Annotated in this window: 13 protein-coding genes; 6 read left to right on the forward strand and 7 right to left on the reverse strand. The window is 42.7% G+C overall.

What is annotated here, in order from left to right; all coding sequences use genetic code 11:
* Positions 1-112: 112 nt before the first annotated feature.
* Genes GPLA_RS09525 through GPLA_RS09535 form a run of 3 tightly spaced genes read left to right on the forward strand, consistent with a single transcriptional unit; the run spans position 113 to position 3,277 of the window.
* Positions 113-2,764: an intermembrane phospholipid transport protein YdbH family protein gene (locus GPLA_RS09525; protein WP_007104674.1), complete on the forward strand. Its 2,652-nt coding sequence runs from the start codon at positions 113-115 to the stop codon at positions 2,762-2,764.
* The gene (locus GPLA_RS09530) at positions 2,761-2,940 is read left to right on the forward strand and encodes a YnbE family lipoprotein (protein ID WP_007104675.1); all 180 of its coding nucleotides are present in this window, start codon (positions 2,761-2,763) and stop codon (positions 2,938-2,940) included. The genes GPLA_RS09525 and GPLA_RS09530 overlap by 4 nt, the downstream gene beginning before the upstream one ends.
* A 10-nt stretch (positions 2,941-2,950) precedes the next feature.
* Positions 2,951-3,277 (forward strand): YdbL family protein, encoded by a 327-nt coding sequence (locus GPLA_RS09535; protein ID WP_007104676.1) that lies wholly within the window; start codon positions 2,951-2,953, stop codon positions 3,275-3,277.
* A gap of 114 nt (positions 3,278-3,391) precedes the next feature.
* Here GPLA_RS09535 and GPLA_RS09540 read toward each other — a convergent pair whose 3' ends face one another.
* The 4 genes from GPLA_RS09540 to GPLA_RS09555 are packed head-to-tail and all read right to left on the reverse strand — an operon-like array spanning position 3,392 to position 7,813.
* Positions 3,392-4,156: an SDR family oxidoreductase gene (locus GPLA_RS09540; RefSeq protein WP_007104677.1), complete on the reverse strand. Its 765-nt coding sequence runs from the start codon at positions 4,154-4,156 to the stop codon at positions 3,392-3,394.
* 27 nt (positions 4,157-4,183) lie between these two features.
* Entirely contained in the window at positions 4,184-4,948 is a 765-nt protein-coding gene (locus tag GPLA_RS09545) for an SDR family NAD(P)-dependent oxidoreductase (RefSeq protein WP_007104678.1), read from the reverse strand.
* Positions 4,948-5,952 carry an NADP-dependent oxidoreductase gene (locus tag GPLA_RS09550; protein ID WP_007104679.1) on the reverse strand — a complete coding sequence of 335 codons (1,005 nt, stop codon included), beginning with the start codon at positions 5,950-5,952 and terminating at the stop codon, positions 4,948-4,950. The genes GPLA_RS09545 and GPLA_RS09550 overlap by 1 nt, the downstream gene beginning before the upstream one ends.
* 55 nt (positions 5,953-6,007) lie before the next feature.
* The gene (locus GPLA_RS09555; protein WP_007104680.1) at positions 6,008-7,813 is read right to left on the reverse strand and encodes an acyl-CoA dehydrogenase; all 1,806 of its coding nucleotides are present in this window, start codon (positions 7,811-7,813) and stop codon (positions 6,008-6,010) included.
* Positions 7,814-8,029: 216 nt separating this feature from the next.
* On the opposite strand from GPLA_RS09555, the gene GPLA_RS09560 reads away from it, so the two are divergent.
* A complete protein-coding gene (locus GPLA_RS09560) occupies positions 8,030-9,004 on the forward strand; it encodes a GlxA family transcriptional regulator (RefSeq protein WP_007104681.1) in 975 nt (324 codons plus the stop codon).
* Between the two features lie 412 nt (positions 9,005-9,416).
* Positions 9,417-9,725 (forward strand): isoamylase early set domain-containing protein, encoded by a 309-nt coding sequence (locus GPLA_RS09565; RefSeq protein ID WP_007104682.1) that lies wholly within the window; start codon positions 9,417-9,419, stop codon positions 9,723-9,725.
* Positions 9,726-9,802: 77 nt separating this feature from the next.
* Here GPLA_RS09565 and GPLA_RS09570 read toward each other — a convergent pair whose 3' ends face one another.
* The 3 genes from GPLA_RS09570 to GPLA_RS09580 all read right to left on the reverse strand — a co-directional run bounded on the left by GPLA_RS09570 (position 9,803) and on the right by GPLA_RS09580 (position 13,650).
* A complete protein-coding gene (locus GPLA_RS09570) occupies positions 9,803-11,758 on the reverse strand; it encodes a beta-galactosidase (RefSeq protein WP_007104683.1) in 1,956 nt (651 codons plus the stop codon).
* A 216-nt stretch (positions 11,759-11,974) separates the two neighbouring features.
* The gene (locus GPLA_RS09575; RefSeq protein ID WP_007104684.1) at positions 11,975-12,901 is read right to left on the reverse strand and encodes an electron transfer flavoprotein subunit alpha/FixB family protein; all 927 of its coding nucleotides are present in this window, start codon (positions 12,899-12,901) and stop codon (positions 11,975-11,977) included.
* Positions 12,901-13,650 (reverse strand): electron transfer flavoprotein subunit beta/FixA family protein, encoded by a 750-nt coding sequence (locus tag GPLA_RS09580; RefSeq protein ID WP_007104685.1) that lies wholly within the window; start codon positions 13,648-13,650, stop codon positions 12,901-12,903. Before GPLA_RS09580 ends, GPLA_RS09575 begins: the two co-directional genes overlap by 1 nt.
* A 446-nt stretch (positions 13,651-14,096) precedes the next feature.
* Here GPLA_RS09580 and GPLA_RS09585 point away from each other — a divergent pair, with 446 nt between their 5' ends.
* Entirely contained in the window at positions 14,097-15,731 is a 1,635-nt protein-coding gene (locus GPLA_RS09585; protein ID WP_007104686.1) for an electron transfer flavoprotein-ubiquinone oxidoreductase, read from the forward strand.
* Positions 15,732-15,830: the final 99 nt, after the last annotated feature.

The raw sequence follows: 15,830 nt of genomic DNA on the forward strand, positions 1-15,830 counted from the left end.
GATATATGCAAGCGGAATATACTTCCGTAAAATTTTATAATTTCTTCGATCATTTCACTGATAATTTGATAATGTAACTTTCTTACTTCCAGTTCAGAAAGGACTGTTTTCTATGGGTAAACGGTTGTCTAAAAAATATTATTATTTTCCCGCTGCCATTTTATTTTGCAGTTTTAGCGTAATATTTTTTGCTTATTTATTCAGGAACACGTTAGCTATCTTTGCCATTGAACAATACGCGAAAGAACAACATATTCGCGTTGAATGTTTAGTTTTTGATATCAATAGCAACCTTGATATCAATGTGAAAAAAGCCTGCATTGACCTTCCTGATATGGAAGTACTATTTAACAATGTTCATTTTCAGCGTGCACAGAATCGTTTAACGGTTGGTAGGATAAATGTTACCCATAAATTAGCGCAGTCTGATAGCCAACCTTCGCCTACTGAAATCACTTCTGTTGACTTATCTAACTGGTCATTACCCAGTACATTGCCTTTGCTGCGCATTGATCATTTAACCGTTAATTCACCTTTATTAGCTCGTCCGCTTACGTTAACTATCAACCAACCGACGAACAACTCCATTCAGCTAGAAGGTGATATAAATGGCTTACTCGCATTACATCATCAGCAAGGTGAGCAAAATGCCCGTATTATCTTCGACGCTAACTGGTCACTGCAAAATGCCGTATCTTACGTTAAGTCTGATGATCCGCGTTTACAGTCGCTTACGCCATTACTGACACAGAAGCAACTAGTGGACGCTAGGATTGTTAGCCATATCGAATTCAATGGCGCCCAAGTGACCTCTCGCCATCAACTCTCTACTGGCATTGATTATTCATTTGACGACTGCGCTTTACACACAAAGGTGAGAGGTTCAGTAGGTATAGCTGCTTCATTATTAACCAAAGAGCTAAAAATTGACCTAAAGGCTGTCGATATTACTGCGTCGGTAGGACAAAGCTGTTATGCGCCTCTGGCAAATTCGTCATACACACTAGCCTCGCAATTTATCGTCGCGGCAGCTGAACCTATCATAATCAATAGCGAGAGTGCGCTTATTCCTAGCGTTAATATTAGTTCACCAGTAGGCTTTTCCGCTAGCTTGACGCAGTTACGTATTCAATTTCCTACCGCTGAAACCCCCCTTGCGACCGCAGGCGAAATTGCTCTCAATACCCATCAAGGTGTAGCGCTAGCAAGTAATATTGTTAGTGAAGTTCAACCCGCTAAAACGATCAGTTTACTCAGTTCACAGTCCAACGACTCGACCTTAGCAATTACGTTAGCCGGTCGCATAAACACCACGGGAAACGATTGGTCTTTACATGGTCTAACCGGAAAGTTTACTGGTAATAAATTAACCGCATATGGCCTCACCGCTCGGGACAGCTCAGTTTTTATTAACGGCGATATTTCATCAAATAAAGGGCTATCATTAAAACTCGATGTTAAGGGTGAGGCGCTGACGTATCGTCTAACGGATTTAGCCGATGAAACCAGTCAATCAGTAAAAGGCAAACAAGCTAACAAAGTGATTACGGTAAAAGGAGTAGACAGCAACATTCTATTATCAGGAGAAACGTTTAATAACCTGACCTTTTCGGCCCAAAATAACCTATCTCAAGTTAAATTCGACAATGTGCTGGTTAACAAGGTGACCAATCAATTAAGTGGTCATATTCTACAACAGAAACAATTGGCATTAACTGGCGATTCAAAGCTGACTGGGATGGCTCTGAACCTTGAGAATAGCGAATACTTCACGCTTGCTAAAATCAATGTATCACATACGTTAGAGACTAATCTGCAAACGAATACCGCGCACAGTCGTCATGATTTTGAAGTGGAAAACACCCTTAAATTCAGTCTCGTACAAACGCAAAACATCGTGACCCTTACAATGGCGCAACAAGCGCTTAGTGGACTACAACCTGCGATAAGCCGCTTTATTCCAGCCCTTGTTGTGCAAAACGGTTCACTGGGACTTAATGGCGAATATCAAGTTGATAAAGGCATATTTACCGGCAACTTTATTCTTGATAACGGATCGCTTATCTATCAAGAATTCAATGCCAACGGCTTGTCGACCGAAGGCCAGATAAGCTTTGATTCAGCTGGGCTTCAGCTTGATAAAACTACATTGAACATAGCAAGTGCCGAGACCGGTGTACCCATTGAAGATATTAAAATGGACTATTATATTAAGGACAATGTTGCCAAAATTGAGCACATCACAGGTAAGGTACTGGGCGGTAGGTTTAGGTTAAATGAATTATGGTTAGACAAGCGTGACCAACAAGCCCGTATTACCGTGACTGATTTAGATTTAGCCCAAGTAGTTGCCTTACAACAGCAAGCCGGAATTAACGTTACTGGTAGCGTAGGCGGGATTTTACCTATGTTTGTCAGAGCTGGGAAATTCCATATTGACGGCGGCAGACTAAAAAGCCAAGGACCAGGCACCCTAAAAATTGATGGTAACCCAGCATTTGATTCTATTGCTGCCCAGCAATCAGAGCTCAATTTTCTTAAAGATCTTAAGTTTGAGCAATTGAGCAGTGAGGTTAAGTTGGACTCGGACGGATTATTGTTATTGGATTTCTCGATACTAGGCCAGAATCCTAATCAACAGCAGGCCGTTAATTTTAATTACCATCACGAAGAAAATATTCTAACCTTGTTACGCTCGTTAAGATTAACGGATTCAGTGCAAAATCAAATTGAAAAAAAAATCAAAAAAGGCGGTGAAAAGTGAAAATATACTGGCTGTTAATAGCCTTAGCACCATTGAGTGCGTGTACGCATAAGGTACAAGTCGAAACGAAAGAGCCCATTACGATCAACATCAATGTCAAAATTGACCATGAAATCCGCGTAAAAGTTGATAAAGAATTGGATGATATTTTCAGTGATGATAGCGAATTATTCTAAGGAGACACCCATGAAAACATCCCTAATCCCTACTTTCTTTGCTGCAACCTCGTTATTGTTTGCCAGTATGAGTTTCGCCATCGATCTCGATAGTGCAAAAGATAAAGGGCTCGTCGGTGAACAAACCGATGGCTATCTTGGCGCTGTGGTCAATCAGCCGGACGTGCTGGCATTAATAAACGAAGTGAATGTTAAGCGTAAAAACAAATACAATCAATTGGCCGCTAAAAATAACTTAACCTTGGAACAAGTGGAGAAGCTAGCAGCGAAAAAAGCATATGAGAAAACAGCCTCAGGCCATTATGTATTAGTAAATGGAAACTGGGTGAAAAAATAAGCCCCTTTCTATCTAGCGTGAACAGTTAAATAAACCGCAGTAATAAAAACACCGCTTATTGTTTTTCACAATAGCGGTGTTTTTTAGTTATTATCAAGTGGTTTGCTTTAGACGTTATGCTAAATAACCACCGTCAACAGTAATTGTTGTGCCTGTGGTATAACTAGATGCGTCTGATACCAGATATAATACCGTTCCCGCCATTTCGTCTGGTTGTGCCACTCGGCCTAATGGAATTGTCATTAACGCTGTTTTAAGAATTTTATCATTCGACGTCAATGCCGACGCAAATTTTGTTTCAGTCAAGCCAGGTAACAAGGCGTTAACCCGAATATTGAGCGGTCCACACTCTTTAGCGAACGCTTTTGTCATACTGATCACAGCTGCTTTTGTTACTGAGTAAATACCCTGCATCACACCGGGTGAAATACCGTTAACGGAAGCGGTATTTAAGATCACGCCACCGCCCTGCTCCTTCATCATCTTGCCTGCGGCAACTGACATAAAGAAATAACCTCTGATATTTACATCAACCGTTTTTTCATAGGCGGCCAAATCAGTATCAAGAATGTGGCCAAAAAATGGATTCGCAGCCGCGTTATTAACTAAAATGTCTAATTGACCGAATTCTTTTTTTATACTGGCAAAAGTATCTTCAATCTGTGCCATTTCGCCCACATGACAAGCTAACGCTGTGGCTTTACCGCCATCATCTCGAATGCTTTTCGCCACGGCTTCACAGCCATCAATTTTTCGACTTGATACAATAACGTGTGCACCGTAAGCCGCTAGTAACCTAGCGATAGACTCACCTATACCGCGGCTTGCACCAGTAACTAACGCGACTTTTCCGGTTAAATCAAATATCTCTTTTTTCATCTTCTGTCCTTAAACATTAATATTAAATTAAGCGGTCATACCGCCATCAAGCACAACGGTATGCCCAGTCATAAAGCTTGATTCAGGTGTGCATAACCAAGCGATTGCACCGGCAATTTCTTGAGGCTCACCTAAGCGTTTCATCGGGTTGGCATTGATTAAGGCTTTTTTTCCGCGTTCGTCTAATTTAGACAGTACATTTTCCACCATAGGAGTACGTACGAAGCTCGGGCATACTGCATTAAATCGGATGTTATATCTTGCGTATTCAACCGCTGCAGACTTAGTTAACCCAACCACAGCATGTTTCGCGGCACTATAAGCAGATAAAGTAGGAGCAGCACGAATACCCGCCACGGACGATATATTAATCACGTGCCCGCCTCCATTTTCGAGCATGTGGGCCAACGCTTGCTTCATGCAGTACCACACACCATTCACGTTAACGGCAATATTTTTATGGAAAGTCGCATCATCAATTTCAAGCATAAATTTCGGATCATGATCGATGCCCGCATTGTTAATTAATACGTCAATATTCCCCAGCTCGTCTATCGCACTTTTAAAAAGCATCTCAACGGATTGACTAACACTCACATCGACTTTACAAAAACGGGCTTGGCCGCCCTCATCATTGATGCGCTGAACTAAAATTGCGCCATCAACTTCATTCACGTCAGCAATCGTCACACTGGCACCACGTTTACTTAACAACAAAGCTGACTCAGCCCCTATCCCAGATGCGCCACCAGTAATTAAGATATGTTTACCTACTACACTGTTATCACTCATTATTCGTTGTCCACCTTGAGCACTAACTTACCGGTGTTTTCGCCTTTAAACAGCATGAGCAGGGTTTCAGGAAAATGCTCAATACCTTTGACAACATGCTCTTTGGCTTTCAATTTACCTTCACCGATCCATTTCGCCATTTCGCTGGCAGCGTCTGAATAATGCTTGACGTTATCAAACACCACTATGCCTTCCATACGCGCACGATTTACCAGTAACGATAAATAATTTGAAGGACCTTTGACCGGCGTTGTGTTGTTGTATTGACTGATCGCACCGCACACAACTATGCGCGCATGCATGCGTATTTGCGTTAATACATCATCTAAAATTTCACCGCCAACGTTATCAAAATAAACATCTATGCCCTTGGGGCAATGTGTCTTTAAGGCTTGTTTCACATTTTCATTTTTATAATCAATGGCGCCGTCGAATCCCAATTCATCAACCAGGTACTGGCACTTATCTTTTCCGCCAGCGATGCCTACCACTCTGCAACCTTTGATTTTGGCAATTTGCCCTACAACCGTACCCACGGCACCGGCTGCGCCTGATACCACCACGGTTTCGCCCTCTTTAGGTAAACCAGTGTTGAGTAAACCAAAATACGCTGTCATACCTGGCATACCTAATACACCAAGATAACGCTCTAATGGGGCAATTTTAGTATCAATTTTATGGATATCTTTGCCTTCAGACACGGCGTATTGCTGCACACCACCATGGCCAAATACATAATCCCCTTCTTTAAATGCCGGATCGTTTGAATCAATCACTACACCGACCGTACTCGCTCGCATTACTTCGCCAATTTGCACCGGCGCAATATACGACTTTGCGTCGTTCATCCAGCCACGCATGGCAGGATCAAGTGAAATATACTCCACTTTAATCAATACTTGCTTATCGTTAAGCGGTGGAACATCCACTTGAACCTGATCCCAATTATCCCTTGTCGGTGTACCAATTGGCCGTTTAGCTAATAAAAACTGGGTGTTTTTCATGTTCATTCCTTCTTGTAAAATCTGTTATGACCTGACGTTTGTGTCGGTGTGGTGGCTAGAACCACGCTTCTTGCATATTGCTGCAACTGTCATTCATAGAGTTCAGTATTTTAAAATCACGATCGGTAACGGTTAACTCCCAATCAATAAAGTACTTAGCGGCTTGTAATTTACCCCGATAAAAAGCTTCATCATCGCTGGATAAACTCCCCCCATTAAGGGCTGCTTCTGCAGTAATCGCTTGGCGGATCCACATCCAACTGACAACAATCTGGCCAAATATGGTTAAGAAACAACTGGCGTTCGCCAGCAGTGAATTTTGGTTTTCACCTTTGAGCTCAGCCCCGATCACCGGGATCAATTTTTGTAGTTTTGCCAAATATGGCTGCAAATCAGCAATTAACCGTTTGCTAGCTTGATGTTGGGCTTTCGCGAAATCTTCACTCATCATTTTTTGTAATTGCACTAAACCTGAACCATTGGCTTGCCACAATTTCCGCGTCATCAAATCAAGGGCTTGAATACCGTTTGTCCCTTCATGGATTGGATTTAAACGGTTGTCACGCCAACACTGTTCAACTGGATATTCACGGGTATAACCTGAACCACCAAGGATCTGTATCGCAAGATCATTCGCTTTAGGACCGAACTCAGATGGCCACGCTTTAACAACCGGTGTGAGTAGGTCAAGTAACTCAGCAGTTCTTTGTTTCGCCTCAGGCGATTCGAGGGTATGTAATTCATCCACTAATCGAGCTGCATAAAAGCACAGTGCCATGCCGCCCTCAACATAAGATTTTTGCGCCAACAGCATGCGCTTTACATCGCCATGCTGGATGATGGTCGCCGCTTTGTCAGTGGGTTTATTATGGGGTGCAACACGACCTTGAGTGCGTTCCTTAGCGTAAGCCAAGGAATAACGATAACCAGCATAACCTACCATCGCAGCCCCAAAACCGACACCTAACCTAGCCTCGTTCATCATTAAGAACATGTACTTTAAGCCCTGGTGTTCCTCACCCACAAGGTAACCGTGACAATCGTCTTTCTCTCCAAATGACAACACAGTTGAGGTCGTTCCACGATAACCCATTTTATGGATCAATCCAGCAAGAGAAACATCGTTACGCTCAGCGGGCTCACCATTTTCATCCAGACGAAATTTGGGTACTACAAACAATGATATTCCTTTAACACCAGCAGGTGCACCCTGAATTTTAGCTAAGACTAAATGCACAATATTGTTGGATAACTGATGGTCACCAGCAGAAATAAACATCTTGCTGCCTTTAATTCGATAACTACCATCTTCATTAGGCTTTGCGTTGGTTGTAATATCGGCTAAAGATGAACCTGCATGGGGCTCCGTTAATGCCATGGTTCCGGTAAACTCTCCCGTTAACATACGCGGCATGAACTTTTCTTTAAGCGCCTGACTGGCGAAATTTTTAATCACGTTAGCAGCAGCGACGGTCAAAAATGAATAGCCAGTGCTAGACGGATTTGCTGCCATAAAATAACCAGCACACGCCATCATTATGGTTTCTGGAAGCTGCATTCCGCCGTCTTCGAAATCAAAACGTCCAGCGATAAGACCGGATTCTGCGTAGGTATCAAACGCTTCTTTGACTTCGGGGATCATGTGCACATTTTCACCATCGAAGGTCGGTTCGTTGAGGTCGGCCTTACGATTATGGGGGGCAAACTTTTCTCTGGCTATTTTATCCGCCGTGTCCATGACCGCATCAAAGGTGTCTTTATTATGTTCACTAAAACGTTCGCGTTCACACAACGCCTCGGTGTCTAGCACTTCATATAATTGAAATGACAACTCTTTACGACTGACTAGTTCTTCGCTCATCTTACTTACACCTTATTTCATCAACCTGCCGCTATACGTGGAAACGACAAATTATTGTGACGCCCGATTTTGGCAACATTCTTTTAACAGGTCTTAGCTTCGCAGATTAAAGTACAGCGAATAATTGTCATATATGACATAATAATGGTCATTTATGCCAGATATAAGGCTAGGTGATAAAGCCTAAAAACAAGGGTTTATAATGAGGACATATTTGTGTTTAAAGTGACCATTTTGGGATTCGATCAAGCCTACGCTAGTGCCATAACCGGTGTACTCGATATTTTCGGGTTGGCCGGTGTAACTTGGCAACGAATGCAAGGATTACCGATTCAACCTTTATTCGATGTACAAATAGCTTCGTTAAAAGGTAAGTCAGTAAAATGTATCAACCAACTTGAGTTGAATAGCCATGTAGCCATAGAAAATGTTGTCAAAACTGACCTACTATTAATACCCACAATAGGTGGCGATCCAATCGAGGTATTGCGTAACAATGTTGCACTACTGCCGTACATTAGAAAGCATTATGCACTAGGGGCCGATATTGCTAGCAACTGTAGCGGTGCATTTTTCCTGGCCCAAGCGGGCATTTTAGATAAACGTATGGCCACCACTCATTGGGGATATGCTGAGCTCTTTGGTCAGCTGTACCCCCAGGTTAATTTACATATCGACAGAATGATCACGGAGCAAGACAATATATTTTGCTCCGGTGGGGGGATGGCATGGTTTGATTTAGCACTTTTACTTATCGAACGATATGCCGGTCACGATATCGCGACAACCACCGCCAAAGCCCACGTCATCGATTTGTCCCGAGGCGATCAATCGGCTTATGCATCTTTGCGTACCAAAAAGTACCATCAAGACCCTGAAGTCTTGTTCATACAACAGTGGCTTGAAGAAAACTTCGCCCAAAAGATAGTGGTCAATGCCTTAAGTACCAAAGTGAACTTGTCCACCCGTACTTTCATTCGTCGCTTTAAACGCGCAACGGAGCAATCTCCGTTAACGTATCTCCAGGGCGTCAGAGTTGAGGCAGCCAAAAAGCATCTTGAAGCGTCGACCCACAGTGTAGAACGCATCGTTAATTTAGTCGGTTATGACGATCTGAGTTCCTTTACGCGACTGTTCAAAAAACACACTGGTTTATCCCCAAGTCAATACGGTAAAAAATTTCGACGATGAAGTGGTCCTGACACGCTCTTGTCATAAAGTTGATCGACCATAAAATATGCAATTATTGATGATTGAGCACAGTTTATGCTTAATCATAAACGGGAGCGGTTTACTGTAATTGAGATACTGAACCCAGCGGTTTAAAAATAATAAATAGTTATATTAATCAATATTATACACAACTTAACCCCATATTAATTTATTGATCATTTTGTTAACTAGATCCGCTGAGTAATGGCAGTGATAAGATCGGTGCATTAAAATGGGGCAATCTATTGTCGTTATACTGTAAAAGAAGATGAAGGAGTGGCAAATAATTCTTATATATTTCGTATTTTTATTACGAAAACATTATAAAAAACACTGATATTGCTGTATAAATGAGCGAAATATGTTCTTTAATTACACTGAGAGGAAAACCATGGCTTTTAAGAAACAATATTTAAAATCGAAACCTGTTTGTAAGGTCACCTTCAAAATTAGCAAGGAAGAAGCAAAAGCTGCAAATTCCGTGAGCGTAGTTGGCGATTTTAATGACTGGGACAAAAGTTCTACTGTAATGAAAAAGCTCAAAAACGGTAGTTTTTCTGCGTCTTTAGATTTGCCTGTGGAGAAAGATTACCAGTTTCGATACTTGCTAGATGGTAAAGCTTACGAGAATGACTGGCAAGCAGATGCTTATACTGTCTCTCCGATGTCTAACGAAGAAAACTCGGTTATCAAACTTTAAATACATCATTATTCGCCGGTCGCCCGACCCTTTTTATAAAGAGTTGCGGCGACTAGCTGTCCTTAAATAAATTGAGATTATAGGTCAGTAAACGATACCCCAGGATACGTATTCCCGTGCCATTCAACGTCTTGTTGATTGAAATTCAATACAAGCGTGGTGTCTCCACGTCGGCTTAATCTAAGACCTTTAGGCAGTTCGAAAGTATCGATGCCTTGTTCTGTTAATACATCTTTAAGCACAGACTTGATTAATGTCGCTGACAAGGCGCCTATAACGCTCACCTGCTCATGTTTACTCACTGCCGCCATTCCTTGCATTGGGCCATCCGTGTAGCGATGGGTTGCAATGGCTGTGGTTAACACATAACTTTCACACCACAGTTTAGCGCTAAAACTCGCTTGCTTATCTTCTTGTTCAATCTGCTGAGAAATCGTTGGACGAAGGGAATCGAAATTCGCCAATTTTACCCCAACCAATGTATCAATTAATTCAAATTGGCCATGCTTAGCAACCCGCCCTGAATGCTCACGGAAGGCGGTGCGTGGTCCAAAAACTAACGGGCATTTCTCTGCAGTGTGATGCAGTTGTGTGGCAATCTCAGGTGTCATCAATGTTAAAGCGGGTGCAACAACTAAGGCATAATTTTTATTTGCTAGTTGCTCAGGGTGAATAATATCAACATCAACACCGAGCTCGCGCAGCGCGCTGTAAAACATCATAAATTGATGCCAATAACTGAGATCTTTGTTGTGTGGTTGTAAATTATAAATCCACAGGCTGTTGTAATCATGCAACAGAGCTACACGGGCATTAACCTTCTCTAGGGCAAAGTTAGAGGGGTCAAAGTCTTTCACTTCTTGGTAGCCCCTATCGGCGCGTCCGTCCTGTTGAAGCAAGCCAGAGTGCATGATCTCTTGTGCCATGTGGCTGGCGCGCCATCTAAAATAAGTGACAGAGCTGGCACCGTGTGCCCACGCCTGAGCCGTCCATAATTTTACCGCGCCGGCGGCCGGCAAAGGATTGTATTGTGCCCAGTTTGCATGACCACATTGTTGTTCCATCACCCAAAAATCCCGCCCGCCTTTAATTCCGCGATACAAGTCGTGATTAAAGCTGACTAAATCAGGATGTCCTGTACGAGCAAACTCTGTTTTGGTTTCTTCACTTTCCCAAGTGGCAAAGAACTCTAACATTCCGATTGGGTAGCTATCCCAAGCAACAAAATCGAGATTTTTGGCTACTTTATAAAGATCAAATTCTTGCGCGAATATGACAAAGTTATGGGTAAGAAAGCGTCCAGGAGACAACGCTCTAAGCACATCAATTTGTACTTGCTGGAATTCATCTATCATGTCTGAACAAAAACGCTGATAATCCAGCGCATGAGAGGGATTCGGCTGGCGCACGGCAGTCAAATTAGGTGGATTAACTTGCTGCCAATCCGAGTAATCTTGACTCCAAAATGCACAGCCCCAAGCTTGGTTCAAAGCATCTAATGTTTGATAACGCTCGCTGAGCCATTGAGGAAATGCCATAGCACTCGCGCCACCATATGAAACTGCCGTCCCTTCATGTCCGAGTTCATTATCCGTTTGCCAGCCAATTACAGCGGGATTATTGCCATAACGCTGAGCCATGAGGGTGGTAATTCGTTTGGACTCTTCCCGATAGAGCAAACTAGCATGATCATAATGCCGACGAGAGCCAAACCTCATAGTTTGTCCTTGTGCATCAATTGCGAGTATCTGCGGGTGTTTTTGAATTAGCCATGCAGGAGGTGTTGCGGTAGGTGTACACATCACGATTTTAAGACCATGCTGGGTATAAATATCGATTGCGTTGTCTAGCCATTGCCAGTCAAATCGTCCATCTTGGGGCTCAATTTTAGCCCAAGAAAATTCGGCTAGTCGCACGTAGGCTAACCCCAATTCTTTTTGTCGCTGGGCATGTGCAGTCCATTCATTTTCTGGTACATGCTCGGGGTAATCACATACGCCCAAGGTGAGTGTGGCGCTATTTAGAGTAGACATAACCTTGCCTCCATTAAACCAATTAGTATGATAAATATGATGAGAGGAAATTAAACATTTATGTAAGGTAACGCAAAGACTATTTTTGGCTATTTGAACGTTAGCCGATAAATTAGCCAAATATGATAGTGAATAGCAAAATCTGCGTTTACAAGGCTCTTTAAATACAAAAATGCCGCTATAAGAAGCGGCATAAAATGATGTTAGAGTGACTGTTTACAGCGCGGCTTCGAGCTCCGGCAATATATCAAATAGATCGCCGACTAAACCGTAATCGGCAACCTGGAATATCGGTGCTTCTTCATCTTTGTTAATCGCGACTATGACTTTAGAGTCTTTCATGCCCGCTAAATGCTGAATGGCACCGGAAATACCTACCGCAATATATAACTGAGGTGCAACGATTTTACCGGTTTGACCAACCTGCATGTCATTGGGTACGAAACCGGCGTCGACAGCGGCCCTAGATGCCCCCATCGCGGCTCCTAGTTTATCAGCAATACCATCTAACAATTTGAAGTTTTCGCCATTTTGCATGCCTCGGCCGCCAGAGATAATTACGTCGGCAGCGGTTAGCTCAGGGCGTTCAGACTTGGTTAATTCAGCACTGACAAAAGACGAAATAGTTGACTCTTTAACCACGTCGATTGCTTCGACGGGCGCGCTGTTGCCTGTACCATTGGCATCGAATGTTGAAGTACGCACGGTTAACACTTTAATGCTATCGCTGGATTGAACCGTTGCGATGGCGTTGCCTGCATAAATTGGGCGCACAAAGGTGTCGCTACTCTTAACACCGATAACATCAGAAATTTGTGCGACGTCTAATAACGCTGCAACTCTAGGCATAAAATTTTTGCCTGTGGTCGTTGCAGCACAAATAACGTGGCTGTAATCCTTGCCTAATTGAGCGACAAGATCAGCGACATTTTCTGCTAGTTGATGCTCATACGCTACGTTGTCTGCTAATAAAACCTTAGAAACACCGTCTACTGCACTAGCCTGCTTGGCTACATCGGCACATTGTGATCCGACGACTAACAGGTGAAGTTCATCACCCATTTGACATGCTGCATTGGCTAACTTAAGGGTTTCCGACTTTAGCTGGCTGTTGTCGTGCTCTGCATATAGAAGAATTGCCATTAGATCACCTTCGCTTCATTTCTTAATTTATCAACTAATTCAGCTACGTCAGCCACCTTGATGCCACCTTTTCGTTGGGCAGGCGGTTCAACTTTCAGCACTTTAACGTTAGACGTGAGGGAAACACCAAAATCGGCTGCTGCTTTTACGTCCAACGGTTTACGTTTTGCTTTCATGATATTTGGTAATGACGCATAACGAGGTTCGTTTAAGCGTAAATCTGTGGTCACGACCGCAGGAAGGCTTAATTGAACAGTTTGCAAGCCACCGTCTATTTCACGAGTGACGTTTATCTTTCCGTCATTAATATCCACTTCAGAAGCAAACGTCCCCTGAGGCATCCCGGTAAGTGCTGCAAGCATCTGACCTGTCTGATTGTTGTCTGAGTCAATTGCTTGCTTACCTAAAATGACCAAGTCAGGATTTTCTTCTTCGACCACTTTCTGCAGTAATTTAGCAATTTGCAGCGAGTCTAAGTTTTCACTGGTATCAATTTGTAAGCCTCGATCAGCGCCTAGGGCGAGTGCCGTTCTTATTTGTTCTTGACACGATTTGTCACCAATGGATACCACAAGGATCTCAGTCGCGATGCCTTTCTCTTTTAATCTAACCGCCTCTTCGACGGCTATTTCACAAAAAGGATTAATGGACATTTTGGCGTTGGTTAAATCAACAGCGCTATGATCGGCCTTAACTCGCACTTTCACGTTATAATCAATGGCGCGTTTTACCGGCACTAATATTTTCATTTTCACCTCATTTGACACGCGTTTAAGTAACAAAAAATGTAATTAATATTACATTTACGGAATAGAGCTAATTTACGTTCTGTTGACGTGGACGTCAACCCACACTACTCTCGCGCAACTGACCAAAAGCAAAATCTAACAGATTTATTCCCTAAAAATAATGAATTTAGCTTGTTCAGGGGAGTAGAATAAACTGCTAGGCATGCTGGTTAATTAAGCGGTGTGGCGCGCAGGGCTGTTGCTAGCTTATTGCCACGTATGCCCCTGAGCATACGAATAAGCGTCACTTATTGGGGATATATATACAAATAAGTTGCGCTTTTGCGACGCGAAAAGTAAAACAACAAGCAAACTAATTGTAAACTTTGTGTAACCAAGATACACAAAGGCATTTTTTTAATTAATACATATTTATAAAAGAGGAGAAACTGGTGGAACGAGAATCGATGGAGTTTGATGTAGTGATAGTCGGTGCTGGTCCAGCGGGGCTCTCAACCGCATGTCGCTTGATGCAATTGGCCCAAGAAAAAGAACAAGAACTCATGGTCTGTGTCGTAGAAAAAGGCTCAGAGGTCGGTGCGCATATATTATCCGGCGCGGTGTTTGAAACTCGCGCTTTGGACGAGCTTTTCCCCGAGTGGAAAACCATGGGCGCCCCGTTAAACACACCGGTAACTGAAGATCATATTTACTATCTGCGTGACGACCAAAAAGCCAATAAATTACCTAACATGATTACGCCTAAGACCATGCACAATGATGGCAACTACATTGTGAGTATGGGCAATGTTACCCGTTGGTTAGCCGAACAGGCGGAATCGTTAGGTGTTGAAGTCTTCCCTGGCTTCGCCGCGGCAGATATCATATATAACGAAGACGGTAGTGTTGGCGGAGTGCTTACCGGAGACATGGGTATTGGCCACAGCGGGGAACATAAAGACGGTTATATGCCGGGTATGGAACTGCGTGCTAAATACACAGTATTCGCCGAGGGTTGTCGTGGGCACTTAGGTAAGGAACTGATTAGCAAGTTTGCATTAGACAAAGACAAAGCTGCGCAACATTACGCTATCGGTTTCAAAGAGATCTGGGATATAGAACCAAGTAAACATCAAGAAGGATTAGTCGTGCATAGCGCTGGCTGGCCATTAACAGAAGCGTCAGGCGGATCTTATTTGTATCACGCTGAAAATAATCAGGTGTTTGTAGGTTTGATTGTCGATTTAAATTACAGTAATCCGCACTTGAGTCCCTTTGATGAATTTCAACGCTTGAAACACCACCCTGTTTTTAAGCAATATTTAGACGGCGCAAAACGCGTCAGCTACGGTGCTAGAGCCATAGCAAAAGGCGGCTTCAATTCATTACCTAAAATGACTCTCCCAGGGGCTTTATTAGTTGGTTGTGATGCCGGTACATTGAATTTTGCCAAAATAAAAGGCAATCATACCGCCATGAAATCAGGCATGTTAGCGGCGGAAACACTCATTCAAGCACTCGGTAATGAACAAACAGGTGGAAAAGATTTAGTCGATTATACCGAGCGTTTTAAAACCTCATGGGTTTATGACGAGCTATTTAAAGCGAGAAACTTCGGTGCTGCTCTACATAAATTTGGTACGTTTATGGGCGGCGCATATAATACAGTTGAGCAAAATATATTTAATGGCAATATGTTTTTCAATTTGTCTGATAACAGCAAGGATCATGAGCAACTTAAACTTGCTAAAGATTGTCCTGAAATAAAATACCCTAAATATGACGGTGTATTAAGTTTCGATAAGCTGTCATCGGTATTTTTGTCTAACACCAATCACGAAGAAGATCAGCCTTGTCATCTGAAGTTAAAAGACCAAGCGGTTCCTATAACCGTTAATTTAGCGCTATATGACGAGCCTGCTCAACGTTATTGTCCTGCTGGGGTCTATGAAATTATCGATACGGATCAAGGTGAAAAAGCACTACAAATAAATGCACAAAACTGCGTGCATTGTAAAACCTGCGATATTAAAGACCCTACCCAGAATATTCAGTGGGTTGTGCCAGAAGGTGCAGGAGGCCCGAATTACCCAAATATGTAATTAATTCATTTAATATAAAAAAAGCGAAATTTATTTCGCTTTTTTATTTGAACGCTTAAAAATATGAATTATTAATATTAAAAGTCTTTTAATAACCAC

Source organism: Paraglaciecola polaris LMG 21857, assembly GCF_000315055.1.
GTDB classification, from domain to species: Bacteria; Pseudomonadota; Gammaproteobacteria; order Enterobacterales; family Alteromonadaceae; genus Paraglaciecola; species Paraglaciecola polaris.